Raw genomic sequence first — 24259 nt, 5'->3', positions numbered from 1 at the left:
CAACTGCTTTCGTAGAAGTGCTTTTGAAAACATCGTGCTAAGATGGAAGAGGAGAAAAACGCGGGGGTGAGAGGATGAGTCAGTCAGAGGAACAACAATGGAAGTTGCTGTTACTTGAGGCATTGGTAAAAGAGCGGCGTGAAGATGCGCAGCAAGTGATTGAAGAAGTCTATCCATACGATTTAGCGAACTGGTATGGTGAGCTCGGTGCGACAGAGCAAGAACGGCTCCTCCGTTATCTCGATCATGAGCGTTTGGCAGACGTCATCGAGGAACTTGAACTTGAACAGCAACTCGAGGTGTTACGACGCCTTGATGTCGAGCATGCCGGTCATGTGATGGACTTGATGGAAAATGATGATTTAGCGGACATACTGGAAGAATTACCAAAAGAAGAAGTCGACCGATTGTTGTCCGGCATGCGTCAGGATGAGGCACTTGTCGTCCGCAATTTATTGACGTACCCGGCAGAGACAGCAGGCCGCCTGATGACGAACCGGTTCATCTGGGTAACGGAGGAGTCGACGATTGGCGAGACGATCGAGAAGATGCGGGACTATATCGAATACTCGGAGACAATCAATTACGTCTATGTCGTCAATCAGCTGAGTCAGCTCGTCGGCGTCATCTCGTACCGTGATTTGATTCTCGCGAGTAACGACGAGCGGATTGCGGACGTCATGGACCGAAAAGTGATCAGCGTCTCGTCCGAGACCGATCAGGAAGATGTCGCGAAAATGTTTGAACGCTACGACTTAGTTTCGTTGCCGGTCGTCGAAGGGGACGTCCTCGTCGGATTGATTACGGTCGATGATGCCCTCGACGTCTTACGGGAAGAAGCCAACGAAGACATCGAGAAGTTATCCGCGTCCGGTAAATCGATTGATTTTGATACGAAGCCCTGGGTGGCCGCGACCCGGCGTCTGCCGTGGTTGATTTTGTTATTATTCATTGGACTGGTTTCCGGATCGATTATCAGTCAGTTTGAAGAAACGTTATCCAAAGTGGTCGCGTTGGCATTCTTCATGCCGATGATTGCCGGGATGACCGGAAATACCGGGACGCAGTCGCTCGCTGTCGTCGTTCGTGGTTTGATTACGCGTGAAGTCGACAAAAAAGTCGTCACCCGGCTGATTCTCCGGGAGTTACGTGTCGGTCTGATCATCGGTGTGACATGTGGAATCTTGATTGCCATCATCGCCTATGTCTGGCAAGGGGATCCGATTCTTGGTCTCGTCGTCGGCAGTTCACTGATTATCACGTTGATTTTCGGGACATTGGCCGGAACGATCATCCCGTTGATTTTGCATCGTCTGAACATCGACCCGGCGATTGCATCCGGTCCGCTCATCACGACGCTGAACGATATCCTGTCGTTGCTCGTCTATTTCGGGATTGCGACAGCCTTTATCAGCCGTTTGATGTAACACAAAAAAAGTATCGTTTCGCCGGATCTCAACAGATTCGGCAGAACGATACTTTTTTTATCGACTGGAAATCAGTCGGTCTGGGCATCAAGTGTCTCTAACAAGTTCACCCAACGCGTTTCATAGTGTTGATCCGAGAACGGTTCAAGTGCTTTAGCGGCACGTGATCCCATCAGTTGTCGGGCATCGGGATGTGTCATCAAGTCGATTGCGGCTTCGGCGAACTTGGCCGTATCTCGTTTAGGAATGAGACGTCCCGTCACCCGGTCCTCGATGATTTCCGCCGGACCGTAACAAATATCGTAAGCAATGACCGGGATACCATAGCTCATGCTCTCAAGAATTGCCATCCCAAACCCTTCGGATTGTGAAGTGAAGAGTGTGGCGACGGCACCGGCATACGCTTCCCGCATATCAGTGACGAATCCTTTGAAATGGATGTGATCGGTCAAAGCCAATTCCTTGATCAATGCCAAAAGATCTTTTTCGAGTTGGTCGTTATAACCAAACCCATAAAAATCAAGGAAAGCGTTTGGATTGTGATCGACGATCCGGCGCATCGCTCGAACGCTTTCTGCGACATCTTTTTTGACTTGAATCCGTGATACGACGACAAACCGATTCGGATTGACGGGATCAACAAGTTCGCCCGAGGCTGTGTTCGTAAACGCATGAGGGATGGAATGGAACAGGGACGCGTGACCAAACTGCTGTTTCATATGGTCGGCCTGTCGGGATGTCGCTGTAATGACAGCGCTCCACTCATCAATCCGTTTGAACAAAGTATTCCAGACACCACTGACTGTGGCGGTTTCATCAAAAGGTGAGACAAAGTGGTTACTGTGTCCAAACGCAACTTTTCGGATGTTTGGATGATTGACGTTAAGCACGACGGCATCTAAATTCTGTTTCGGTAAGTTCGGCAGACGGTCCCGGAATTCGGACGACAGCATGACGGCCGGATATTGCCCCAACAAACGATTGAGCGCAAAGGTATAAAAAGCAGCAGGGTCATTGAATTGGAGCTGTTCGTTTTTTCCGAAATAGAACAGATGACTCCAGTCCACGGAATTCATCTTGTGCCAAAGCGTTAAATAACAGGTACCGTTACCATGAAGAAACTGGCGTGAGACAGGTTTGTTCGTCGTCGTGGAATAATGAATGATTTGGAACAGTTGTCCGTTTTCCAAATATTCTTCCCGTTTCAGACGATGACGTGTCTCTGAGAAGTAATCAATGAAAAGAAGGCGATCCATCGCATCAAAACGAAGATACTGAACGTACACTCCGTTGTCGAAAACACGATAGGAGTCGTTTTCTGTCCGGCTGGCGTCATCAAAGACGACGAATTGCCGGTTCAGTTGTTTCAAGAGACGAGTTTTCGTCTGCTTTTCGTTTGCCTTCTGCTGTCCTAATGTATGGATCAGGTTCGTGACCTGGACATTCGGATTTAGAAGGTCAAGCTGTATCATCTCTTCTCGGATGCTGTCGATTTGTGTCTGCAATCCAATCGTCAGGAGGTGGACTGAGCGGTCCGTTTCGGCAGCCGCAATCGTATTCGCCCGCTTGATGACGGCTTTGACGAGACCGCCGCGTTTGGTTCCCAGTGTATTCAATGTGAAAAAAGTAGTTCTTTTCATAGGTATATCAGCTAACGGACATATGGAATATGTGGTTAGCCTTCACCTCCTTTCTTTTCCCTATAGCATAACATCCTAAAAATAGGACGTGAGTAAAAGAACATGTTCAACGCATCCAGACGGCGAGTGGACCGATATCATCAAACCCGGCTTCAAGTGCCGTAATCAATTGGTCGCCATACTCATAGCCGACGAGGTGTTGTCCCGGAAAGTGAGCGGAACTGAGACGAATGATGTCATCCCACAACCGTTCATCGAGATAGTCGGATGTCAGATGCGACAGTCCGGTCGTTTGACCGTTGGAATAGGCAATGAAACCGGCCTGTTGGGCATCAGAAAAGAAGAGCCGGACATCTGTTCGTTCGAATAACGTATCCGGCAAGTCATGCGTTTCGATGAGGGCGAAGAAACGTGCCGCGTCCTCGGAAGTCGTCACGACGGTCCAGTCTGCCGGCAGTGCGCGCCGGTCGAGAATCGGCGGACGGACGATCCATTCCGCTGTGAACAGATGTGTCAGTCCCGCAAGTGAAAAATCATAGCTGGCGGTACAGTCCTTGATACTCATGACGCCAGTCAGATCGAGCTGCTGTTGATGCGCCCGGACCATCATTTCCGGATAGAGCGGCGGGACGTTACCTGTCGCTTTCCAACTGTCGAGTGTTTCCGTGACGGTACATCCGTTCAGTTCACAAATCAGGCGACACCAATCGAAGTTATTTTGAATGGCTGCTTGCCGCATCCCGACATCTCCTTTCAGTCTTCCTGTTCCTTGATTAAGACATAGGCGAGTGTGGCAATCAACGTAAGGAATAAACCACATCCGATTGTAATATAAGCCATCGTAAAGACTTTCCCGAGTGTCGTGACAGGAGCAAACGTCGGATGCCCGACCGTGCTAAGCGTCGTGATACAAAAATACAGCGCATCGATGACGGTTAAATTTTCCTGAGTGCTGTAAAAAATCGTTCCGGACAGCAATGTCAACAGACAAAGGATCAATAGACCACGGAAATATGATAACTGGAAAGCATGGCGTAATCCTTTGAATAACCGTGAAAAAATCGCAAGCATCGAAATCATCGTGTACCTCCTTCGGACGGTCGCTGGACCGAATAGAGTGTATCATGAATCCGGTATCCGTTTTTACCATTGTATTTGATATGATACATGGCCTGATCGGCATGATGAATCAGTGTATCCAAACTAATGCCATGGTCCGGTGTTTGATTCTGCAGTAGCAAAAAGAATTCATCGCCGCCGACGCGGGCAGCGAAACCGAGTGGTTTAACGGTCTGTTCGAGCAACCGGGTTAAGTGAATCAAAAAGGCATCGCCGATTTGATGGTCGTACGTATCATTGATGCCTTTGCAACCATCCAGGTCAACGACGACGACCATGATACTGTCTTGTTTGAGAATCGCTTGCCCGGTCCGTTCATAAAAAGAAGAAAAGGACGAATCTGATATGTTTTGAACAAAAGGGGAATCAGTCTAAATTTAGTGTCAGTTGCCGGGTTTTGAGTGTCCCGACGAGACCGGACGGATCGTTTGCCGTTTTATGGGCGACGAAGGCTTCGTCTTCCGGAGCGGTCCGGACACGCAACGGCTTCTCATCGGCATGGACGAGTTTAAAGATCAACTCGGCGATCGTTTCCGGCGACTGGCGCTCGGCGTGCCGGACGCGGTACGTCCGTAAATAACTTTCGATGATCGGTTTGAAATCATCTTCGTGCAATCCGCCTGTCTGCTCAAGACGGTCGAGGACGCTTGCTGTGAAGTTCGTCTCGACGGCAGCCGGTTCGATCAACGTGACATCGATCGAGAAAAACGGTTTGTAATAAGTAGCTAAGCTTTCGAACAACCCTTCCAGTGCAAACTTGCTGGCACAATAGATTTCGTTCATCGGCTGACCGACCAGTCCGCTGATGCTCGAGGTGGCTAATAAATGACTGCCGTTCGGAGCGGCTTTCAGGAGCGGCAGACAACATTCAATCGTCCGCATGACACCAAACACATTGATATCAAACAGCTGAGTGATTTCATAACTCGTCGCTTGTCCGAGTGCGCGTAACAAGCCTTGTCCGGCGTTGCAGAATAAAGCATTCAAATGACCAACTTCTTGCTCAATGACGGAGACGGCCTGTTTTAAACTCATCAGGTCCGTGACATCGACTTCAAGGAAATGCAAATGCGGTAAGGCGGCTTTTTCCAGTGCCGGAGTCAGTTCACGGGTTCCGGCATATACCGTCCATCCTTCTTCAGCAAAACGTGTCGCCGTCGCGAGACCGATCCCGGACGAAGCACCGGTAATGAAAATCGTACGCATGCGTCATTCCTCCTCTTGAATTCCAGGCTATACCATTCTTTACCCGAATTGAGCGAAGTTATTTTAAGTAAAAATTGCATTATGTAATGTAAAAACTTAAAATGAAGAAAAAGAGCAGGAGGAAAAGGAAGATGGCTCAACAGGATCGACTTCAACAAATGCGCGAATGGATCAAGACGACACCTGAAATTTCACTTGATCAGCTGATGGAAGAGTACCGGATTTCCCGGGACACAGCCCGGCGTGATTTGATTCAGCTCGAGCGAGAAGGGAAAATCATCCGGGTCAAAAACGGTTTGATCCGTGTCGGGACAAATACGACCGTTCAGTATGACCGGCGGACCGAACAGCCGGAAAAGAACCGGATTGCGAAACACGCCGTCCGGTACGTTCAGCCGGACCAAACAATCATCCTCGATGCAGCTTCGACGGTCGCCCGGATGACGGTTCATCTGCCGGCGCAACCGCTCCAAATCATTACGAATGCACTAGCTGTCGTCGAACAACTGGAGGCCCGTCCGGAAATTGATTTGTATGTGACCGGAGGAAAATGGGACCGGCATGCACGCAGTCTCGTCGGGATTAAGACAGCGGATGATATTTTGAACTATCAGGTCGACCGTGTATTCCTTGGAGCATGCGGGCTGACGGAACAGGGGATATTCGCGGAAAATCTGGAAGAAGCAATCGTGAAAAAGGCGATGATCCGCAGTAGCGCGGAAGTGATCGTACTGGCGGACCATACGAAGTTCGAGAAACGTTTTCTGCACAAAGTCTGTGATCTGGATCAGATCGATGTCCTGATTACGGATGAACGTCCAACCGAACAATGGCAAAAGTGGCTGCAAGAAGCCGATATCTTGCTCGAAACAGCAGAGGAGGAATAAACATGACGACGATTCAAACGACATTGGTCGGATTCGGATTTTCAGCCGTAACGTTTCACGCGCCGTTGATTCAGGCGTTGCCCGAATATACGGTTCGGCAAGTCGTATCCAGCCAAGCCGATAAAGTAGCGGCCGTTTTCCCGGAAGCCGACGTGATTGGGACACTTGAAGAGGCCTTACAGGATGAACAGACGGAACTTGTCATCATCACGACACCAACAGCTTTACATTTCGAGATGACGAAACAGGCCATCGAAGCCAAAAAACATGTCCTGCTCGAAAAACCGGCGGTCGTGACGATGGAAGAAGCGATTGAACTGCAACGTCTCGCGACGCATCACGGCGTCTATGTCGCCGTCTATCAAAACCGCCGTTACGACGGCGATTTCCTGACGGTGGAACAATTGATCGAGATGAATGAAATCGGAGATTGGCAATTGTTCGAATCACGGTTTGACCGCTATCGTCCGGTCGTACGGGATCGCTGGCGGGAAAAGGCAGGACCGGGTTCCGGTATTTTATTTGATCTCGGTTCACACCTGATTGATCAGGCACTCGCTTTGTTCGGTGAACCGGATGCGGTCGTCGGCGATGTTTTATTCCAGCGTGACGGAGCGGAGACGGATGACGGATTCCACATTACGTTATGTTACGGGAAACGCCGGGTCATCTTACGGTCGAATTCCTTTATCCAAGGAGCAACACCACGGTTTGAACTGCATGCCACACGCGGCAGTTACATCAAATACGGAATGGATCCGCAGGAAGCACGCCTCGCGTCCGGACAGACGGTTGATGCCGCGATCGGTCAAGAGGAAGCTGTGAATTACGGATGTCTGCAAATTGCGGATCATCCGGCTGAACGATTGGCGACACTTTCGGGGAATTATCTTGGGTTTTACAAAGCACTTGCTGCAGGGCTGAAGACGGGTGACATGCCGGTCGATTTGACGGATGCGCTCAAGACGATGCAACTCATCGAGGCCGTTCGCTTGAGCAGTGAGACGGGACGGAAAGTTTTCCGGAAGGAGTGGGATCAATGAATCTGACGGAATTATTGGCGCAAGAAGAGACACTGACGTTGCGCAGCTTTACGAATCAGGATGCGCTTCGTGCCGGACAGTATGTCATCGACCGGGCCATGCAGGAGCAACTCAGCGTCGCCGTCGAGTTGAAACGGAACGGACAACGACTGTTTTATGCGGCACTTGATGGGACGGCACCGGATCAGGAAGAGTGGATCCGGCGAAAATCAAACGTCGTCCTCCGGCACGGACACAGCTCACTCTACATGCGGCTATATAACGAAAGTAAAAACCGCTCCTACCATACAATGTATGCCGTCGATCCGGCCGACTATGCCGATGCCGGCGGATCATTTCCGGTCCGGGTCGAAGGTGTTGGTGTCATCGGAACGATTACCGTATCCGGTTTGTCGCAGGAAGCCGATCATCAGCTGGCGGTTGATGCATTAGCCTTTTTAAAAAAGTAAGCAGACGAAAAACCGGGAGTGCCTTCGAGTTGAAGACACTCCCGGTTTTGTATGGTCTCAAGAAGCCATCGAGTCGGAGGCGGGTGCCTCGACACGTCGCTTGTTCCCGCGATAGATAAAGAACAAGGCGGCGAGCATAAACAACAGACCGGCAAAACGTTTCAGATCAAACGCCACTTCGACGCCACCAAATGTCCCGAAGTGATCCAGCACCATTCCGGCTGACAACTGTCCGATGACGGTTGCGATACTGGCTGCCGTGACCCCGATTTTCGGAACAGCGAGGATGGTCAGGAAGAGATAACTGACACCAAACCAGACGGCACTGAGTTGCCACCGGGGAGCATCAAGAATCAGCAGGACATCTCCTTGTCCGAAAAAGAGGACAGCGAGTGCAAGCAGGAGCATGCCGGTGAAAAAAGTTAAAAACGTACTTTCGAGTGCGCCGGCTTTTTGACCGAAGGCACCGTTGATTGAAGACTGGGCGCTGAGAAGAATTCCTCCGAGCAGCGTCATGCCGAGTAATGCGATATTCATCAAGTTTCCTCCTTAGAAAATCAAAAATAGCGCAATGACCATCAGGCCGGATGCGATCAATTTGTCTTTGTTGATGGCGACACGGGGACTCCCGAGCCAGCCTTTATGTTCAATGATCATACTGGCAATCATCTGACCGATGATGACACTGATCATGGCGAGTCCGACACCGACAAGCGGGATGCTGATGATCAGGATTGTCAAATAGATGCTCCCGAGTAATCCGCCCAGCAACGTCCATTTCGGTGCCTTGAATGTATAGCCGAGCGAACCCTTTCCGAAAAAAAGCGTGATGATGCCAATGATGATCGTACCGGCGAAGAAATTATAAAAACTGCTTTCGAGTTTCCCGATGCTGTTGCCAAGCTCCCCATAAATCGCGCCTTCAATACTGAGTGCGATACCGGCGAGTAAAGCGAGCAGGTAATAAATAAATTTCACAATCCGTTCCTTCTTTCTTTTCGAATCTATATATCGAGAATTGTCGATACATGAACAAAGGAAAACCCCTTAGAGTTCTCCTTTTAGATACTCTGCCAGCTCGTTGATCTTTTCTTCATTTCGACGGTAATACGTCCACTTGCCGTGACGTTCGGATTCGAGCAATCCGACTTTTTGTAACATCGCCAAGTACTGGGATACCGTGGATTGGGACAAATTCGCCTTCTCCTGGATATCACCGACACAGACGCCTCCTTTTTCAGCGAGATTCGTTGACAAGTGGGCAGCCGGTTTATTGAAATGAGTCTCTGGATCTTTGAGCCAGCGCAGGATGTCGAGTCGGACTTCGTTCGACAACGCTTTAAAAAGATCTACTTGTTGTGTCATGCCATCAATCTAATCGATACTTTCCGATATGTCAATTCATCGGTTTGTCTTCGCAAAAGATGTTTTATCCAGAGTGTGCGTGATTTTTTCGCCGGAAACGAGCTGAAATCCGAGACCTTGATAAAACGGATCAGCCTGTTCGCTGTACAATACGAGTCGGTCATACGTCAAAAATGCTTCAGACATGATTTTTTCCAGTAAGGCAGTCCCGATTCCGTGCGACCGGGCTTCCGGCAATACATAGACATGACGGATCCGGCCTGTTCGGGCTTGACCGGCTTGCTTCATATATCCGCCGCACGCGAGGACTTGATTAGTCGTCGACAGGGCGACGAACATCGCTTCCCCGTCTTCTTGAAATGATTCCTCCCGACGGTTTCGTAACATCCGCTCGACGAGTTGGAATCCTTCCTGGGAACTTTTAGCGAGCAACGGAAGCCAGTTGTATCCATCAAAATCGTTCACCCGTTCGATTGTCACATCCATCCGCGATTCCTCCTTCTTTTCTTTTGGATTATTCCTTTTTCGGCCCTGTCAAAAACCCGATTTTCTTTTTTGATGAATCTTTTTTTGCGAGGGACTGGATTTTTAAAAGCCCTTTTGCGTATAATGAGAAGTAATGGATTGAACGCAAATGAAAGGAAGTGGCCGTCACAATGAGCCTCAGCCGTTTAAGTAAAGAAGAAATTACTGATCTTTCACTGATTAACTTCGTCAATGAAATGCTGCAAGAAGCGGGCGAACAGCCTATCACTTTCGATGACATCACGAAAGAAATCGAAAAATATCATACGTTTACAAATGAAGAGGATAAGTTCGAGAAACTTGCCCAACTCTATACGGATATGAACATCGATGGGAACTTCGTTAACGTCGGAGCTAACCGTTGGTCGCTTCGTGCTTGGTACCCGTTTGATAAATCCGATGAGGATTTGGTCATCGAAGCCCGTCAACGTGGTGAACTCGATGAGTTCGAAGAAGAGTTCAACTACGATGCAGAAGAAGATGAATTCGAGACGATCGAAGATGATCTCGATACGTTCGCGAAAACAGCTGATTACGATGCAGCAGACGACAGCGAAGAAGACACATTCAAAAAAGTTGCGGTCATTGATGACCTTGAAGACGATTTGGATGAAGAAGACCTCGAAGATTTCGAGGAAGATGACGAAGAAGTTTAACAACCGCAACCTGCCATTTTTGAACATGAAAATGGTAGTTTTTTCGTTGACGGCTGACACAAGTACGTGTGATTTTTTTCTTTAAAAAATCTGCTTGACGAAGTTTTCGGAATGACGTAAGTTAGTCATGGGCTTCTTTAAGCAACGTGCTTAATTTCAGCAAAAGTGTCTCCTGTGAATGGGGGCACTTTTGCTTTTTTATTTTTTAACGACCTCTGACAGATTTTTGGACTCGGGAAGGGAGCAATTTAATCATGACAAAGTATATTTTCGTAACCGGTGGGGTAGTATCTTCACTCGGTAAAGGGATCACGGCAGCATCACTCGCCCGCCTCTTGAAAAACCGTGGCCTCAACGTCACAATCCAAAAATTCGACCCGTACATCAACATCGACCCGGGAACGATGAGCCCGTACCAGCACGGGGAAGTATTCGTCACGGATGATGGCGCTGAAACCGATCTTGACCTTGGTCACTACGAACGGTTCATCGACATCAATCTCAGCCAGAATGCGAACGTGACATCCGGCCGGATTTACTCGACGGTTCTTAAAAAAGAACGTCGCGGTGATTACAACGGGGGAACGGTTCAGGTCATTCCGCACATCACGAATGAAATCAAAGACCGTGTCTTCCGTGCCGGAAAAGAAACAGGTGCAGATGTCGTCATCACGGAGATTGGTGGAACAGTAGGGGATATCGAATCGCTTCCGTTCATCGAAGCCATTCGTCAGGTGAAAAACGATATCGGAAAAGAGAACGTCATGTACGTTCACTGTACGCTTGTTCCCTATCTTGCAGCTGCAGGCGAGCTGAAGACAAAACCGACACAACACAGTGTCAAAGAACTCCGCAGCTACGGTATTCAGCCGGATATCATCGTGCTTCGTGCCGAGCATGATGTACCACAAGAAATGAAAGATAAAATTGCTCTCTTCTGTGATACACGTCCGGAAGCCGTCATCGAAGCGAAGGATGCATCGACACTCTATGAAGTACCGCTTAACCTGCAACGTCAAGGTATGGACCAGCTTGTCTGTGACTACTTCAAGTTCGATACACCGGCTGCTGATATGACAGCGTGGAAACAACTCGTCCACACGGTGACACATCTCGAGAAGAAAACGAAAATCGCACTTGTCGGGAAATACGTTGAATTGCGTGATGCGTACATCTCGGTTGCAGAAGCGTTGAAGCATGCCGGTTTTGCATTTAACAGCGACATTGAAATCGACTGGATCAATGCAGAAGACGTCACACGTGAAAACGTTCAAGAACTCCTAGGTTCAGCAAACGGAATCCTTGTCCCGGGTGGATTCGGAGAGCGTGGAATCGAAGGGAAAATCGAAGCAACACGTTTTGCCCGTGAAAACAATGTACCGTTCTTCGGTATTTGTCTCGGTATGCAATTGGCGACAGTTGAGTTCGCCCGTAACGTCCTGAACTTACAAGGAGCGCACTCGGCAGAAATCGATCCGGCGACACCGTATCCGATCATCGACTTGCTTCCGGAACAAAAAGACATCGAGGATCTCGGCGGAACACTTCGTCTTGGTCTGTATCCGTGTAAGCTCGAAGACGGTTCAAAAGCACGTGCCGCGTATTCAAGCGAACTCGTGTACGAGCGTCACCGTCACCGTTATGAGTTCGGCAACGAATTCCGTGAGCAGTTCGAAGCAAACGGCATGATCTTCTCCGGTACAAGCCCGGATGGCCGTCTCGTTGAAATCATCGAGATTCCAGAACACAAATGGTTCGTCGCATGTCAGTTCCACCCGGAATTGATTTCGCGTCCAGAGCGTCCGCAAGCTCTGTTCCATGACTTCATCCAAGCATCACTTGGTGAATAAGGAATAAAGCAAACGATTAAACACCCCTGTTTCCAAATTGGAGACAGGGGTGTTCTGTTTATTATTATAGAAGAAAAGCGTCATTCCCACTCTTCCGTCATCTCCTGTAACTGCGTCAGGATGTGCGTTAACAAGAAGGCGCCAAGCGCGAGACTCGGCAACCCGTGACGGGAACCGTCTTCAGCCGGAAGCAGTCCCTTATCGAATTTTAAGGCAAGCGGTGCAATCGAACGTTCGAGTGTTTCGGTCATGTCGCCGAGCGTGATGATTGAATACGGTGTGTGCCAGGCGTCATAGCGGGCGAGTGAGGCGAGCAGATCGGAGCGTTCCGTATCCGGTGTGAAAATCAACACACGGTCGACCGCATGGAGGGTTTTATGATCCTTAATTTTCGTGACACGCTTCATCTGGTCCGGACCGTCGGACAGCATTGGATACAGTCCTTCAAACTCGCCATAGGCATCGAGATAGACTTTTCCTTGACCGACGAGTGCCTGTGCAAGCAGGCGGACGACATCGAACAATTCGTCTTCCTGTTTTGTAAGCGTTTGTAGTTTTCCGTTGAATTGTGTCGCTAAAATTTTCAGCATTTCTAACATCCTCTCTAAATTTCTCTCACACACAGTATATAGCAAGTTTTGCTTTCATGTAGAATGGAAATAACTAGAGGAGGAGTGTGGGAGATGAAAGGAAGATTACTCATCGCGGAAGATGAACCGGGGATTCGGAATTTACTGGCACAATTGTTTCGGGCGCAAGGATATACGACCGATGTCGCTGTCGATGGTCTTGAGACGATCGAACGGCTGAAAGAGACGGAATACGACTTATTATTGATGGATGTCAATATGCCGGGCCGAACCGGTCTTGAAGTATTGCGTCATCAGGACGAGGTCGGACGACGGATCCGGACGATTCTGATGACCGCTTTGGACGAAACAGAAGCGATGGAAGAAGCGAAACGACTCGGTGTCGTCGCCTTCTTCGGAAAGCCGTTTGACATCTTTGAATTAAAAAAAGAAGTGACTGTGCAAATTTCGAACGATGTAAGCGGTTAATCCTTCACGTCGTCGTCACAATCCTAAATTCGGAGTGAAATGCTGTACGTTCCGGTGAATCAGTGTGTTATAATCAGTCTGAAAATGCACGTTTACGTGTAAGTAGCGATCAAAACAGAGGAGGATGTCATTATGCCATTAGTATCTATGACAGACATGTTAAACAAAGCTCTCGAAGGTAAGTACGCAGTAGGTCAATTCAACATCAACAACCTCGAGTGGACTCAAGCAGTACTCGGTGCGGCTCAAGAAGAGCAGTCGCCGGTTATTCTTGGAGTATCTGAAGGTGCAGCACGTCACATGGGCGGATTCTATACTGTTGTTAAAATGGTAGAAGGTCTCGTTCACGACATGAAAGTAACAGTTCCTGTTGCAATCCACCTCGACCACGGTTCGAGCGTTGAAAAATGTAAAGAAGCGATCGACGCTGGATTTACATCTGTAATGATCGACGATTCACATAGCCCGATCGACACAAACATCGAAACAACAAAAGCTGTTGTTGAGTATGCGCATTCGAAAGGTGTTTCAGTCGAAGCGGAAGTTGGTACAGTTGGCGGACAAGAAGACGACGTCATCGGTGATGTCATGTACGCGAAACTTGACGACTGCGTTCGTATCGTCAAAGAAACTGGAATCGACACGCTTGCTCCTGCACTCGGTTCTGTTCACGGACCATACAAAGGTGAACCAAACCTTGGTTTCACTGAAATGGAAGAAATCCGTAACGCAACAAACCTTCCACTCGTTCTTCACGGTGGAACAGGAATCCCGACACACGATATCGAAAAAGCCATTTCGCTTGGTACTTCGAAAATCAACGTCAACACGGAAAACCAGATTTCGTTCGCGAAAGTGGTTCGTGAAGTCTTAGCTGAGAAACCAGAAGCATATGACCCACGCGTATTCATCGCACCAGGTCGCGAAGCAATCAAACAAACTGTCATCGGTAAGATGCGTGAGTTCGGTTCAAGCAACAAAGCTTAATTTTCCATGCCTAAAGCACGGTAGACACTCGTCTATCGTGCTTTTTTTCATCTAAATCAGCAGATTGTTTTGGAAAACGTTAGGACTTCTCAGCGAAAAAATTTATAATGGAAGAGTAAGCGATTTCAAGGGATATTTTAAGGGATGAAAGGGGAAAGAGAGAGATGAGATTTTTTATCGACACAGCAAACGTAGAGGATATTAAAAAAGCACATAAAATGGGGATTTTGGACGGGGTCACAACAAACCCGTCACTCGTCGCGAAAGAAGGCGTCGATTTCCATACACGACTGCGCGAAATTTGTGAGATCGTCGGAGACGTCTCCGTCAGTGCCGAAGTCATTGCGCTTGATGCAGAAGGAATGATTCGGGAAGGGAAGGAACTTGCTCAGATTGCACCGAACATTACGGTAAAGGTTCCGATGACACCGGCAGGACTCGAAGCCGTCGCAGCTCTTTCGAAAGAAAACATCACGACGAACGTCACATTGATTTTCAACCCGAACCAGGCCTTGCTCGCGGCACGTGCCGGTGCGACATACGTATCACCGTTCCTCGGTCGTCTGGATGATATCGGTCAAGATGGAATGGGACTGGTCGAGACGATTGCTCAAATTTTCGTCATTCATGATATTCCGACACAAATCATCGCGGCTTCTGTCCGTAATCCGGTGCACGTCACGAATGCGGCACTCGCCGGAGCTGACATCGCGACGATTCCGCTCAATGTCATTGAGTCACTGACGCAACACCCGTTAACGACACAGGGGATCGAACGTTTCCTTGCTGACTGGGAAAAAGCGCAGCAATAATAGATTGTAGAGAAAGGTTGATGGAATGTGGACATTTTGCATATCGTAGGACAACAACGTCTTGAAGGAACCGTCATGATCAGTGGATCGAAACAGAGTGCGATTCCGTGTCTCGCGGCAGCATTACTGACCGATCAACAGGTCATTCTTGAGGGGGTACCGGACATTGGCGACGTTGCGACGATGATCCAAATCATTGAGATGCTTGGAGCCGTCGTAACACGTCAAGGCGATATGGTGACGATTGACCCGAGTCATGTCGAACCGATGCCGCTCACAGGGACAGATACACGAAAGTTACGTGGATCGATTTATCTGATGAGTGTCCTCGCGGCGCGATTCAAACAGGGGGTCGTCGGTCTGCCCGGTGGTTATGCCATCGGTCCTCGACCGATTGATTTACACATCAAGGCACTGGAACGACTTGGTGTCGCGATGCGAAATGAACAAGGGGTTTACTACATGCATGTCGAAGAGTTGAAGGGAAACCGAATCTATTTGGATCTTCCTTCATTCGGTGCGACGATCAGTGCTTTGCTGGTCGCCGTCATGGCGGAAGGGACGACGGTCATTGAAAATGCAGCGTGTGATCCGGAAGTCATCGACGTCAGTACGATGTTGACGAATATGGGTGCGAGTGTCAAAGGTGCAGGGACCGATGAGATTCGAATCAAAGGCGTCAAGACGCTTCAAGGATGCCGCCATACTTTGATTCCCGACCGGATGGAAGCGGGTACGTTCCTGGCAATGGGAGCAGTCCTCGGTCGTGTGACCGTCGATAACGTCATTCCGTTACATCTTGAAAGCATCATTCAAAAGCTGGAACGGTTCGGGGCTAACATCGAGTTGGCGGATGATTCGGTCACAGCGTCCATCGATATGGCGAAACCGATCGATATTCGTGTTTTTCACTACGGCGGCTTTCCGAGCGATCTGCAACCGGTCATCTCGGCTGTCCTGTTGAAACCGAAAGGCGCGAGTGTCGTCGTCGATAAGTTGTATCCTCAACGTTTCCGGCATGTCCAGGAGATGCGGCGGTTGAATGCACGAATTACCCACGAAGACGCTTCGATCATCATCCGTGGTGGTGAAGCGTTACGTGGTACGGAAATTGAAGCTCATGATCCGCGCGGTGCAGCGGCACTCGTGTTAAGTGGAATGCTTGCTTCCGGTGAGACGTCATTACACCATGCAGAAGTACTTGATCAAAGCTATGAACAGTTCGTCGAGAAGTTAAAAGGACTCGGGGCTCTTGTTTGGCGCGAAACGGTTTAAGGTTTTCAGTTAGGGAGAGGGGATTATACACATGGAGAGAAGTTTATCAATGGAACTCGTACGCGTAACGGAGGCAGCAGCACTGGCTTCGGCACGCTGGATGGGGAAGGGCTTGAAAAACGAGGCAGATGACGCAGCAACAAGCGCCATGCGTGATGTATTTGATACGATCCCGATGAAAGGAACGGTCGTCATCGGCGAAGGGGAAATGGATGAAGCACCGATGCTTTATATCGGTGAGAAACTCGGAAATGGATACGGACCCCGTCTTGACGTCGCCGTCGATCCGCTCGAAGGCACGAACATCGTCGCTAAAGGAACATGGGGCGCACTCGCAGTTCTTGCGGTCGCCGATGCGGGAGACTTATTACATGCACCGGATATGTACATGGATAAGATTGCTGTCGGACCGGAAGCAGCAGGACACGTCAGCCTGGATGCGACGATTGAAGAAAACATCGCGGCCGTCGCAAAAGCGAAAAACAAAGAAATCGAAGACGTCGTCGTCTCGATTCTTGACCGGGAACGTCATGAAGAAATCATTCAACGGATTCGCGCAACAGGGGCACGGATTCGTCTGATTGGGGACGGAGATGTCGCAGCAGCCATCAATACGGCTTTCCCGCACACAGGGATTGATATTCTGCTCGGTTCAGGCGGAGCGCCGGAAGGTGTTCTGGCAGCCGTTGCGTTAAAATGTCTCGGCGGAGAACTTCAAGGCCGGCTCTTACCGGCAGATGAAGCGGAAGTCGCACGATGCAAGAAGATGGGGATTGAAGATCCGTCGAAAATCCTCATGATGGATGATCTTGTCACGGGAGATGACTGCATCTTCGCAGCAACCGGTGTCACGGACAGCGAGTTGATGAAAGGTGTTCAGTTCACGGCACAAGGCGGTCAAACGCACTCGGTCGTCATGCGTGCGAAGTCGGGAACAGTTCGTTTCGTTGAAGGAATTCACTCGTTCAAGAAAAAACCGAAACTCGTTATTAAGTAATTGGGATGACGGGCTTATCCAAAAGAATCTACATTTTCTTCACCCGCTTTCCTCGGGCGAGACACAAGCCGCGCCTACTTTGTCCAAATGGACAAGTAGTCGGGTCTTGTTTGTCTCTGACAGCGCGGAACACCACGCTTTTTCCCGTAGGAGTCGAGTGAAGAACGTAATTCTTTTCGAAAAGGGAATGCAGTTTGATGCTGTATGCGAGTCGTGATTCAAAAAATGAATGGAGGGAGGTAGATTTTCGGTATTTAATCCGGAAATCTGCTTCTTTTTTCTTGTTGTACAAGAAATAAGAGCATTTGTATGAGGTATCTCAATTACTCACCAAACTGTCGTAAATGAGCATAGAAACAGCCGATGGTCCCATGAAAAGGATCATCGGCTATTTGATTCCTGTAGAACGAAGACATACATTCTCGACTCCTACGGGAAAAGGAAGCGCGATTAGTACTTCCGTCAGGGATAGGGAAGACCCGGCAGATTATTGCATATTAATTCGAGCTGCCGCGGCTTGTCTCCCGCCCGTGGAAAGCGAGGATGTAGGAAACGTTCGTCATGAGAATTGATTTTGGAGTGACGGATGAGTCAGGCTCTGATATCAAATTTATAAAAGTCCAATCGCATGGAAATTATAAAACTGTATTAAAGACTGTCTGTCGGAGCCTGCAATTGATGTGTCATCTGGACGAGTTTACGACGTGTGAAAAAACGTGTCATAAAGACATACACTGCATTACTGCGACCGGGGATGACAAGCGTTTTTCCTTTCATGTATCCGGTGAAGGAAAGCCTTGCAACTGTTTTGGCATCCATGATACCCGGTCGTTTAAACAATCCGGATGTTGCAAGATCGGCTGTTTTAGCGAAGTCCGTATGCGTTGCGCCCGGACAAACAGCCGTCACCTGAATATTGTAAGGAGCGAGTTCATCGGCCAAAGCTTCTGAAAAACTGAGGACGTACGCTTTTGTCGCATAGTAGACGCTCATGAAAGGACCGCCATGAAAAGAAGAAGTCGAAGCAATCTGAATGATCCGTCCGCTACCTTGAACTTTCATCCGTCGGGCAAACGCTTTCGTCAAATGCGTCAGTGCCCGAATATTGACGTCAATCATGTTAAGTTCACGGGATAAATCAGTTTCGACAAACTCCCCATACAGACCAAACCCGGCATTATTGATCAAGATATCAACCGGAATGTTTTCTGTCGCACGTAACAAGGCTTCGATTTGAACGGTTTGCCCGATATCATACGGAAGCACGACGGCAGATCCGTCGCGTTGTTCGACAAAGTGTTTCGTTTCGAAAAGTTGTTCGACGTTCCGTCCGACCAGTAACAGGTGATGTCCTTGTTCGGCATGCAGATAGGCCAGTTCGCGCCCGATTCCGGCAGAAGCGCCGGTAATTAATACGTTCATGATCCGTCCTCCTTATGTAATAGGGTAGAAAAAAAGCGATCGAGCCGATGCTCAACCGCTTGGTTTGTTCAATTATAGGTATGAACCCGCGCCGACAAGGCGTGAACCCCAGTAACCTGATTTGAAGCTTGAGTACTTGACGCCACCTGTTTCTGAGTTCACCATGCTTGTTTTGCTTGTTGCCATACCGACGTGTTGAATGCCGCTACCGTGTGAGAAGAAAACAAGATCTCCAGGTTGAACGTTTGAGACACTTACTTTTCTAGAAGAAGAATATTGTGAAGAAGACGTACGTGGCAATGTTTTGCCCGCTGCTTTTTTGTAGACGTAGCTTGTGAAACCAGAGCAGTCAAATCCACGAGTTGTCGTTCCGCCCCATACATAAGGAGTTCCTTTATGTTTAGCTGCTTCGCTTAGAAGGCGTGTACGTGTTGAAGATGAAGTTGTTGATTTTTTAGCCGTTGAAGTAGAAGACTTGTATGTTTTCGTATACTGTGTAGAAACATAACGTGTTTTTCCACCGTATGAAATTTTAGTCCAGCTGCCTGATTTACCTTTGTATGTAAATGTTTGGCCTGCGTTTACTTTACCAACGATGCTTGCTTTTGTAGAAGGACCCGTCCGAACACGTAATCCGCTGTCTGTGATTTTAACTTTCGTTACTGTAGAAGCTGCCTCAACCTTATCTGTTCCCACTGATGCAAATCCTGAAACCACTAATGCTGCCGTTGCGACCGATGCTAGAAAACGTTTCATATGTGAAATCCTCCATGTCATTTTAAAGTAGTTTTGAAAACCGAGTTATATGATGTATCTCATTAAGTGTTTGTTTAAGCAGTTTGCCTTACAACTGTGTAAGTTTTTCTCTGCACGATTATCTTAGCATGCGGAGACATGAAAACGTTTTTTCAGTTCCGCTACAAAACATGACGTTTTTGTAACATAAATGCAATAATATACTCGAATATTACAAAGAAGAAATTCCCATTTCTTAAATCACGACGAAATGGATGAAATGTGATACCTTTAATTCACGAAGAATATACAACATGATCATCGCACCATGATGATTACATCCTTTGCTCCTGAATTTATACGAAGAATAGGTGAATGCATATGCCAACTGAAAAAACTGACAAACCAGAACGTTCCTATACACTCGCTCAACTCAGCAACCTGACATTAAAAGATTTATATGAGATTGCAAAAACAAAAAACGTACCACAGTACCGAGAGGCGCGTAAGCGTGAATTGATGTTCAAGATTCTTAAAGCGCAAGCAGAATCCACCGGTCTTTATTTCCTCGAAGGGGTACTCGAAGTTATCCCCGGAAACCCACAAATGCAAAATGATGGCGGCTTCGGCTTCCTTCGTCCTATCAACTATTCGCAATCCTCTGAAGATATCTACATCGCCGCCTCACAAATCCGCCGCTTTAATCTCCGTAACGGAGACGTCGTGACTGGAAAAGTCCGGCCGCCAAAAGAAAATGAACGGTTCCAAGGTCTTTTAAGTGTGGAAGCCGTCAATGGAGAAGCACCGGATACGGCGCGCAATCGTCTGTTCTTCCCGGCATTGACACCGATCTATCCAGATCGTCTGATGCGTCTTGAGACAGAACCGCGTCATTTGTCGGTCCGGGTGATGGATATGATTGCCCCGGTTGGATTTGGCCAACGCGGTTTGATTGTCGCGCCGCCAAAAGCAGGTAAGACTTCTCTATTAAAAGAAATCGCCAATTCGATCCAGGTGAATCATCCGGATGTTGAATTGATTATTCTGTTGATTGACGAACGGCCGGAAGAAGTGACGGACATCGAACGTTCTGTCCCCGGAGCGGATGTCGTCAGTTCAACGTTTGACGAAACACCGGACAACCACGTCCGGATTTCGGAACTTGTCCTTGAGCGGGCGATGCGTCTCGTCGAACATAAAAAAGATGTCGTTATTTTAATGGACTCGATTACACGGTTGACGCGGGCTTATAACTTAACTGTTCCGCAAAGCGGTCGGACATTGTCCGGAGGGATTGACCCGGCAGCCTTCCACAAACCGAAACGCTTTTTCGGTGCCGCCCGGAATATCGAACACGGTGGCAGTCTGACGATTCTTGCGACGGCACTCGTCGAAACCGGTTCACGGATGGATGATGTCATCTATGAAGAGTTTAAAGGAACCGGCAATATGGAACTGCATCTGGACCGAAAATTATCCGAGCGCCGGATCTTCCCGGCCATCGATATCCGGAAATCCGGAACACGGAAAGAAGAGTTGCTGTTACCGCAAGATCAGCTCGATGCCTTGTGGACGATCCGCCGGACGATGAACGAGTCCAATGAGTTCGTCGACAGCTTCTTACGCAAGATTCGGGACACGAAAAATAACGAAGAATTTTTTGTCGAACTGGAGAAAGAAAAGAAGAAACCCGTACGGCGCGCACCTGTTAAACCACGTGTGACGAAAACCGACACAACGACTTGAAAATAGGTATTGCGGGACATGAAAAAATCGTTTAGTATAGGAAGGTAACTTACTCTGGCTCAGCAAATGAACCAGGGCGGAAGGAGAGAAAACAACCATGAAACAAGGAATTCACCCAAACTACAACAAAGTTGTATTTATGGACTCAACTACTGAGTACAAATTCTTGACTGGTTCTACACGTTCTTCGAACGAGACAATCACTTGGGAAGATGGAAACGAGTACCCACTCATCCGTGTGGATGTGTCTTCGGACTCGCACCCATTCTACACTGGTCGTCAAAAGTTCAACGCTGCAGACGGTCGTGTCGATCGCTTCAACAAAAAATACGGCCGCAAGTAATTGCGACTTCAGTATTAAAAAACAGCCTGTCTCCATTACTGGAGCAGGCTGTTTTTGTATAGACAGAACTTGGCACGGTACGCCAGATACGTTTTTAAAACGAAGGATAGACCGATTCCACCGGCAGCACCAATCAGATACGGAAGTGTATCCGGATTGTTCGCAAAATGTTCGAGTAAAAGACTGAAGGAAAAATGACGACCTAGGAAATAACCTGCTCCTAAAAAGACACTGATCCAAATTAAAGCACCGGTATAGGCATAAGTAACGAAGATCCGGAACGGCATTTTCGAGACGCCGGCAAAAAAAGCGGACAGTTGCCGGAGACCGGGTATGTAATAACCGATGATTAAAACCGTTTTTCCGTAACGTAAAAATCCGGCTTCTGCTTTGAAAATATGTTTTTCAGAAATACGTAACTTCGGAGCCATTCGATGGAGCAACGGCATTCCAAGTTTCAGACCGAGCACATAGCTGATTGTCATTCCGATACAACTGCCGGCATAGGCAGCAAGAATTGTCCCGACGAGCGGCAAATCACCATGATGCATCCAGAATCCTGACATGACGAGTAACGTCTCGTCTGGAACCGGAAGACCGACGATTCCACCGGCCAGAAGAATTGCGAGTCCGAACGCTCCATATTGATGGAGGACTTCATGTAATATGTGATGAATCGGAGTCACCTTCCTTCAAAGAAACTTCTCTTTCAGTGTACAGGAAATACATACCAGTTGAAATGAGAAGATGAAGAAAGTGGCGAATTTGGCAAGGGTTTTTGATTTTTAGAAGTCAATCCTTTTTCTCAATTTAGATTCGGGCTATACTCGTTAAAGTGACTAATTTAGAGGACGGTGTTTACGATGATGCATGTGATCAATCAATATGGTTGGATTGAAGTGATTTGCGGAAGTATGTTTTCCGGCAAGTCAGAAGAACTGATCCGTCGTGTCAGACGGGCACAGTATGGAAAGTTACCGGTTCAAGTGTTCAAGCCGGCAATCGATGACCGGTATCATGAAGAGCATGTCGTGTCGCATATCGGCAACTCGGTCATTGCGATTCCGATGGCGACGAGCCGTGATGTCTATGCAGCAGTGGCGGAAGAGACGCAAATCGTCGCGATTGACGAAGTTCAATTTTTTGACGATGAGATTGTCGCAGTCATCGAAGCACTGGCTCAAGATGGCAAACGCGTTATTTGTGCGGGACTCGATCAGGATTTTCGGGCCGAGCCATTCGGCAAGATGCCTGAATTACTGGCACGTGCGGAATTCGTGACGAAATTACAGGCGATTTGTCTGTCATGCGGAGATCCGGCGTCACGGACACAACGATTGATTGACGGGAAGCCGGCAAACTACAATGATCCAATCATTCTCGTCGGGGCGTCTGAATCCTATGAACCGCGTTGCCGTCATTGTCATCAAGTTCCGGGCAAACCGCAACCGTTACAGGAATGGAAAAAACAACAGCAAAATTGAGAATAGACGATTTGAAAAAGCGAACGATTCTTTGGCCTCACGGCCGGGAATCGTTCGCTTTTTTTTATCAACCGGTTCGTGTCAACCGGCTGAACTGTTCGATGAATTGTAAGGTCTCACGGACAATCGTCTTTTGATCATGGTCAAGCGTCGCGACATGGTACGAGTCGAGCAGACAATAACTGCGTTTATCTGTTGCCCCAATCGTCCGGTACAAATAATCGGAACAGGCCGGCGGGACGACGTGATCCTCAGCAGAATATAAAATAAGTGTCGGAATTTGAATCGTCGCTAAGTGTAGTCGCGTGTCATCAATGAGTCGTAACAGTTCCGAAGCACAAACTGCGGGGACAAGATCATAGATGATTTCAAAAGCGGTCTGCTTGATATCAGGGGTGCTTTCCGGCAGATAGACCGGACAATCGGTGAAGGATAAGGCTTCGTAAGCAGGGACGGACAAGGCGGCATTTATCGTGATGATTCCTGCAATCGGGAGACCTTCAGCGGCAAGTGACAGGGCAAGTGTCGCCCCCATCGATTGTCCGACGATGAAGATCGATTCGCACCGTCCGGCTAACTGTTCGAAGCCGTCACGCAAGCTCTGTTTCCAGTCATCTGCCGTCGTCGCTTCGAATTCCCGGACATCGGTCCCGTGACCGTGCAGGCGAGGGGCATAGACGGAGAAACCTTGTTCTGCGAACTGTTCTCCTACAGCCCGAACGCTTTGCGGCGTTGCGTTAAAACCATGACAGAGCAAAATGCCGACGGATCCGCGTCCTAAGGAAAAGGCTTCCGCACCCGGTATAACAGGATAAACCATACTCATCATCTCGTCCTCCATTTCAAAAATAAAAACCCGTTTGGCTTTGGACGCAAACGAGTTTCTCGTGTGTATCATCCAAAGCAACCGCTTTGCTGGTCGGAGCACCTTGCATAACAGCAGGTTGCCGTGGAGTCCTAGAGCCAGGTCTCTCGTCCACTCTTGATATATCGTATAGGAATTGTCGGATTAATCATTGAGAAGATGATAGCATTGGCGGAAATGAATTGTCAAACTCTCTTGAACAGGCGTCAAAATTCAGACAACGATCCGGTTTGTCCCGGGACAAAAATCGATATGGGTCATATGGTTTATTTTGGCTCATCACCATAAGGTGTGGTTGACACATAAAATCCATCGGATTTTAAATCGAACATAGAAAAAAAGCGAAAACCCCGGTATCGTAATTGTTG

Annotated in this window: 28 protein-coding genes and 1 riboswitch; of the genes, 14 read left to right on the top strand and 14 right to left on the bottom strand. The window is 48.3% G+C overall.

The features are described 5' to 3' along the window. Positions 1-74: 74 nt before the first annotated feature. Entirely contained in the window at positions 75-1427 is a 1353-nt protein-coding gene (mgtE, locus tag ABIC15_RS13425; protein ID WP_131502445.1) for a magnesium transporter, read from the top strand. Between the two features lie 71 nt (positions 1428-1498). Here the strand turns inward: mgtE and ABIC15_RS13420 are convergent, their stop codons facing one another. The 5 genes from ABIC15_RS13420 to ABIC15_RS13400 form a co-directional block, all read right to left on the bottom strand. Further along, positions 1499-3067 carry a glycosyltransferase gene (locus ABIC15_RS13420; protein WP_354020920.1) on the bottom strand — a complete coding sequence of 523 codons (1569 nt, stop codon included), beginning with the start codon at positions 3065-3067 and terminating at the stop codon, positions 1499-1501. A 106-nt stretch (positions 3068-3173) separates the two neighbouring features. Beyond that, positions 3174-3806 carry a hypothetical protein gene (locus ABIC15_RS13415; protein WP_131502443.1) on the bottom strand — a complete coding sequence of 211 codons (633 nt, stop codon included), beginning with the start codon at positions 3804-3806 and terminating at the stop codon, positions 3174-3176. Between the two features lie 14 nt (positions 3807-3820). Beyond that, positions 3821-4147: a potassium channel family protein gene (locus ABIC15_RS13410; RefSeq protein WP_071500571.1), complete on the bottom strand. Its 327-nt coding sequence runs from the start codon at positions 4145-4147 to the stop codon at positions 3821-3823. Beyond that, positions 4144-4533 carry a diguanylate cyclase gene (locus ABIC15_RS13405; protein ID WP_354020946.1) on the bottom strand — a complete coding sequence of 130 codons (390 nt, stop codon included), beginning with the start codon at positions 4531-4533 and terminating at the stop codon, positions 4144-4146. Before ABIC15_RS13405 ends, ABIC15_RS13410 begins: the two co-directional genes overlap by 4 nt. A gap of 19 nt (positions 4534-4552) precedes the next feature. Further along, positions 4553-5392 (bottom strand): SDR family NAD(P)-dependent oxidoreductase, encoded by an 840-nt coding sequence (locus tag ABIC15_RS13400; RefSeq protein ID WP_012371607.1) that lies wholly within the window; start codon positions 5390-5392, stop codon positions 4553-4555. Positions 5393-5523: 131 nt separating this feature from the next. On the opposite strand from ABIC15_RS13400, the gene ABIC15_RS13395 reads away from it, so the two are divergent. The 3 genes from ABIC15_RS13395 to ABIC15_RS13385 are packed head-to-tail and all read left to right on the top strand — an operon-like array spanning position 5524 to position 7771. Beyond that, the gene (locus ABIC15_RS13395) at positions 5524-6279 is read left to right on the top strand and encodes a DeoR/GlpR family DNA-binding transcription regulator (protein ID WP_354020919.1); all 756 of its coding nucleotides are present in this window, start codon (positions 5524-5526) and stop codon (positions 6277-6279) included. Positions 6280-6281: 2 nt separating this feature from the next. Further along, positions 6282-7322 (top strand): Gfo/Idh/MocA family oxidoreductase, encoded by a 1041-nt coding sequence (locus tag ABIC15_RS13390; protein WP_354020918.1) that lies wholly within the window; start codon positions 6282-6284, stop codon positions 7320-7322. Beyond that, positions 7319-7771: a heme-degrading domain-containing protein gene (locus tag ABIC15_RS13385; protein WP_354020917.1), complete on the top strand. Its 453-nt coding sequence runs from the start codon at positions 7319-7321 to the stop codon at positions 7769-7771. The genes ABIC15_RS13390 and ABIC15_RS13385 overlap by 4 nt, the downstream gene beginning before the upstream one ends. A 57-nt stretch (positions 7772-7828) precedes the next feature. On the opposite strand, the gene ABIC15_RS13380 is transcribed toward ABIC15_RS13385, so the two are convergent. The 4 genes from ABIC15_RS13380 to ABIC15_RS13365 all read right to left on the bottom strand — a co-directional run bounded on the left by ABIC15_RS13380 (position 7829) and on the right by ABIC15_RS13365 (position 9622). Next, positions 7829-8308: a DMT family transporter gene (locus ABIC15_RS13380; RefSeq protein ID WP_026827300.1), complete on the bottom strand. Its 480-nt coding sequence runs from the start codon at positions 8306-8308 to the stop codon at positions 7829-7831. A 12-nt stretch (positions 8309-8320) separates the two neighbouring features. Further along, entirely contained in the window at positions 8321-8749 is a 429-nt protein-coding gene (locus tag ABIC15_RS13375) for a DMT family transporter (protein WP_026827301.1), read from the bottom strand. Positions 8750-8818: 69 nt separating this feature from the next. Then, positions 8819-9136 (bottom strand): ArsR/SmtB family transcription factor, encoded by a 318-nt coding sequence (locus ABIC15_RS13370; RefSeq protein ID WP_012371601.1) that lies wholly within the window; start codon positions 9134-9136, stop codon positions 8819-8821. A 36-nt stretch (positions 9137-9172) separates the two neighbouring features. Beyond that, entirely contained in the window at positions 9173-9622 is a 450-nt protein-coding gene (locus ABIC15_RS13365) for a GNAT family N-acetyltransferase (protein WP_354020916.1), read from the bottom strand. Between the two features lie 170 nt (positions 9623-9792). Between ABIC15_RS13365 and rpoE the strand changes: the two genes are divergently transcribed. After that, a complete protein-coding gene (rpoE, locus tag ABIC15_RS13360) occupies positions 9793-10317 on the top strand; it encodes a DNA-directed RNA polymerase subunit delta (protein ID WP_114597296.1) in 525 nt (174 codons plus the stop codon). 254 nt (positions 10318-10571) lie between these two features. After that, on the top strand, positions 10572-12167 hold the full coding sequence (locus ABIC15_RS13355) for a CTP synthase (RefSeq protein WP_114597297.1): 1596 nt from the start codon (positions 10572-10574) through the stop codon (positions 12165-12167). A gap of 80 nt (positions 12168-12247) precedes the next feature. Here the strand turns inward: ABIC15_RS13355 and ABIC15_RS13350 are convergent, their stop codons facing one another. Further along, positions 12248-12757 (bottom strand): DUF2529 family protein, encoded by a 510-nt coding sequence (locus tag ABIC15_RS13350; protein ID WP_354020915.1) that lies wholly within the window; start codon positions 12755-12757, stop codon positions 12248-12250. Between the two features lie 93 nt (positions 12758-12850). On the opposite strand from ABIC15_RS13350, the gene ABIC15_RS13345 reads away from it, so the two are divergent. The 5 genes from ABIC15_RS13345 (at position 12851) to glpX (ending at position 17296) form a co-directional block, all read left to right on the top strand. Next, a complete protein-coding gene (locus tag ABIC15_RS13345) occupies positions 12851-13225 on the top strand; it encodes a response regulator (RefSeq protein WP_026827306.1) in 375 nt (124 codons plus the stop codon). Between the two features lie 132 nt (positions 13226-13357). After that, a complete protein-coding gene (gene fba / locus ABIC15_RS13340; RefSeq protein WP_012371595.1) occupies positions 13358-14212 on the top strand; it encodes a class II fructose-1,6-bisphosphate aldolase in 855 nt (284 codons plus the stop codon). A 164-nt stretch (positions 14213-14376) separates the two neighbouring features. Then, positions 14377-15024, top strand: coding sequence for a fructose-6-phosphate aldolase (gene fsa, locus ABIC15_RS13335; protein ID WP_012371594.1), 648 nt, complete (start codon positions 14377-14379; stop codon positions 15022-15024). A gap of 27 nt (positions 15025-15051) precedes the next feature. Next, a complete protein-coding gene (gene murA / locus ABIC15_RS13330) occupies positions 15052-16299 on the top strand; it encodes a UDP-N-acetylglucosamine 1-carboxyvinyltransferase (protein WP_114597298.1) in 1248 nt (415 codons plus the stop codon). Between the two features lie 31 nt (positions 16300-16330). Next, positions 16331-17296, top strand: a complete 966-nt coding sequence (glpX, locus tag ABIC15_RS13325) for a class II fructose-bisphosphatase (RefSeq protein ID WP_114597299.1) — start codon at positions 16331-16333, stop codon at positions 17294-17296. A gap of 648 nt (positions 17297-17944) precedes the next feature. On the opposite strand, the gene ABIC15_RS13320 is transcribed toward glpX, so the two are convergent. Both ABIC15_RS13320 and ABIC15_RS13315 read right to left on the bottom strand, forming a co-directional pair. Continuing rightward, entirely contained in the window at positions 17945-18718 is a 774-nt protein-coding gene (locus ABIC15_RS13320) for an SDR family NAD(P)-dependent oxidoreductase (protein ID WP_354020914.1), read from the bottom strand. 72 nt (positions 18719-18790) lie between these two features. Further along, a complete protein-coding gene (locus ABIC15_RS13315; RefSeq protein ID WP_131502430.1) occupies positions 18791-19474 on the bottom strand; it encodes a C40 family peptidase in 684 nt (227 codons plus the stop codon). A 360-nt stretch (positions 19475-19834) separates the two neighbouring features. On the opposite strand from ABIC15_RS13315, the gene rho reads away from it, so the two are divergent. Together rho and ABIC15_RS13305 are read left to right on the top strand one after the other, a co-directional pair. Then, complete coding sequence (rho, locus tag ABIC15_RS13310) at positions 19835-21199, top strand: transcription termination factor Rho (protein WP_131502429.1); 1365 nt, start codon at positions 19835-19837, stop codon at positions 21197-21199. 97 nt (positions 21200-21296) lie between these two features. Next, positions 21297-21542 (top strand): type B 50S ribosomal protein L31, encoded by a 246-nt coding sequence (locus tag ABIC15_RS13305; RefSeq protein WP_012371588.1) that lies wholly within the window; start codon positions 21297-21299, stop codon positions 21540-21542. A 35-nt stretch (positions 21543-21577) separates the two neighbouring features. On the opposite strand, the gene ABIC15_RS13300 is transcribed toward ABIC15_RS13305, so the two are convergent. Then, positions 21578-22228, bottom strand: coding sequence for a DedA family protein (locus ABIC15_RS13300; RefSeq protein WP_214855864.1), 651 nt, complete (start codon positions 22226-22228; stop codon positions 21578-21580). 177 nt (positions 22229-22405) lie between these two features. Here ABIC15_RS13300 and ABIC15_RS13295 point away from each other — a divergent pair, with 177 nt between their 5' ends. Next, positions 22406-23026 carry a thymidine kinase gene (locus ABIC15_RS13295; RefSeq protein ID WP_131502427.1) on the top strand — a complete coding sequence of 207 codons (621 nt, stop codon included), beginning with the start codon at positions 22406-22408 and terminating at the stop codon, positions 23024-23026. A 67-nt stretch (positions 23027-23093) separates the two neighbouring features. Here the strand turns inward: ABIC15_RS13295 and ABIC15_RS13290 are convergent, their stop codons facing one another. Beyond that, complete coding sequence (locus ABIC15_RS13290) at positions 23094-23852, bottom strand: alpha/beta hydrolase (RefSeq protein ID WP_251138838.1); 759 nt, start codon at positions 23850-23852, stop codon at positions 23094-23096. A 62-nt stretch (positions 23853-23914) separates the two neighbouring features. After that, positions 23915-24018, bottom strand: a riboswitch (SAM riboswitch). Positions 24019-24259 lie beyond the last annotated feature (241 nt).

Source organism: Exiguobacterium sp. PvP048, assembly GCF_040549175.1.
GTDB lineage: Bacteria > Bacillota > Bacilli > Exiguobacteriales > Exiguobacteriaceae > Exiguobacterium_A > Exiguobacterium_A artemiae.
The sequence above is the reverse complement of the archived record's forward strand: the minus strand, read 5'-3'. Positions and strand labels throughout refer to the sequence as shown.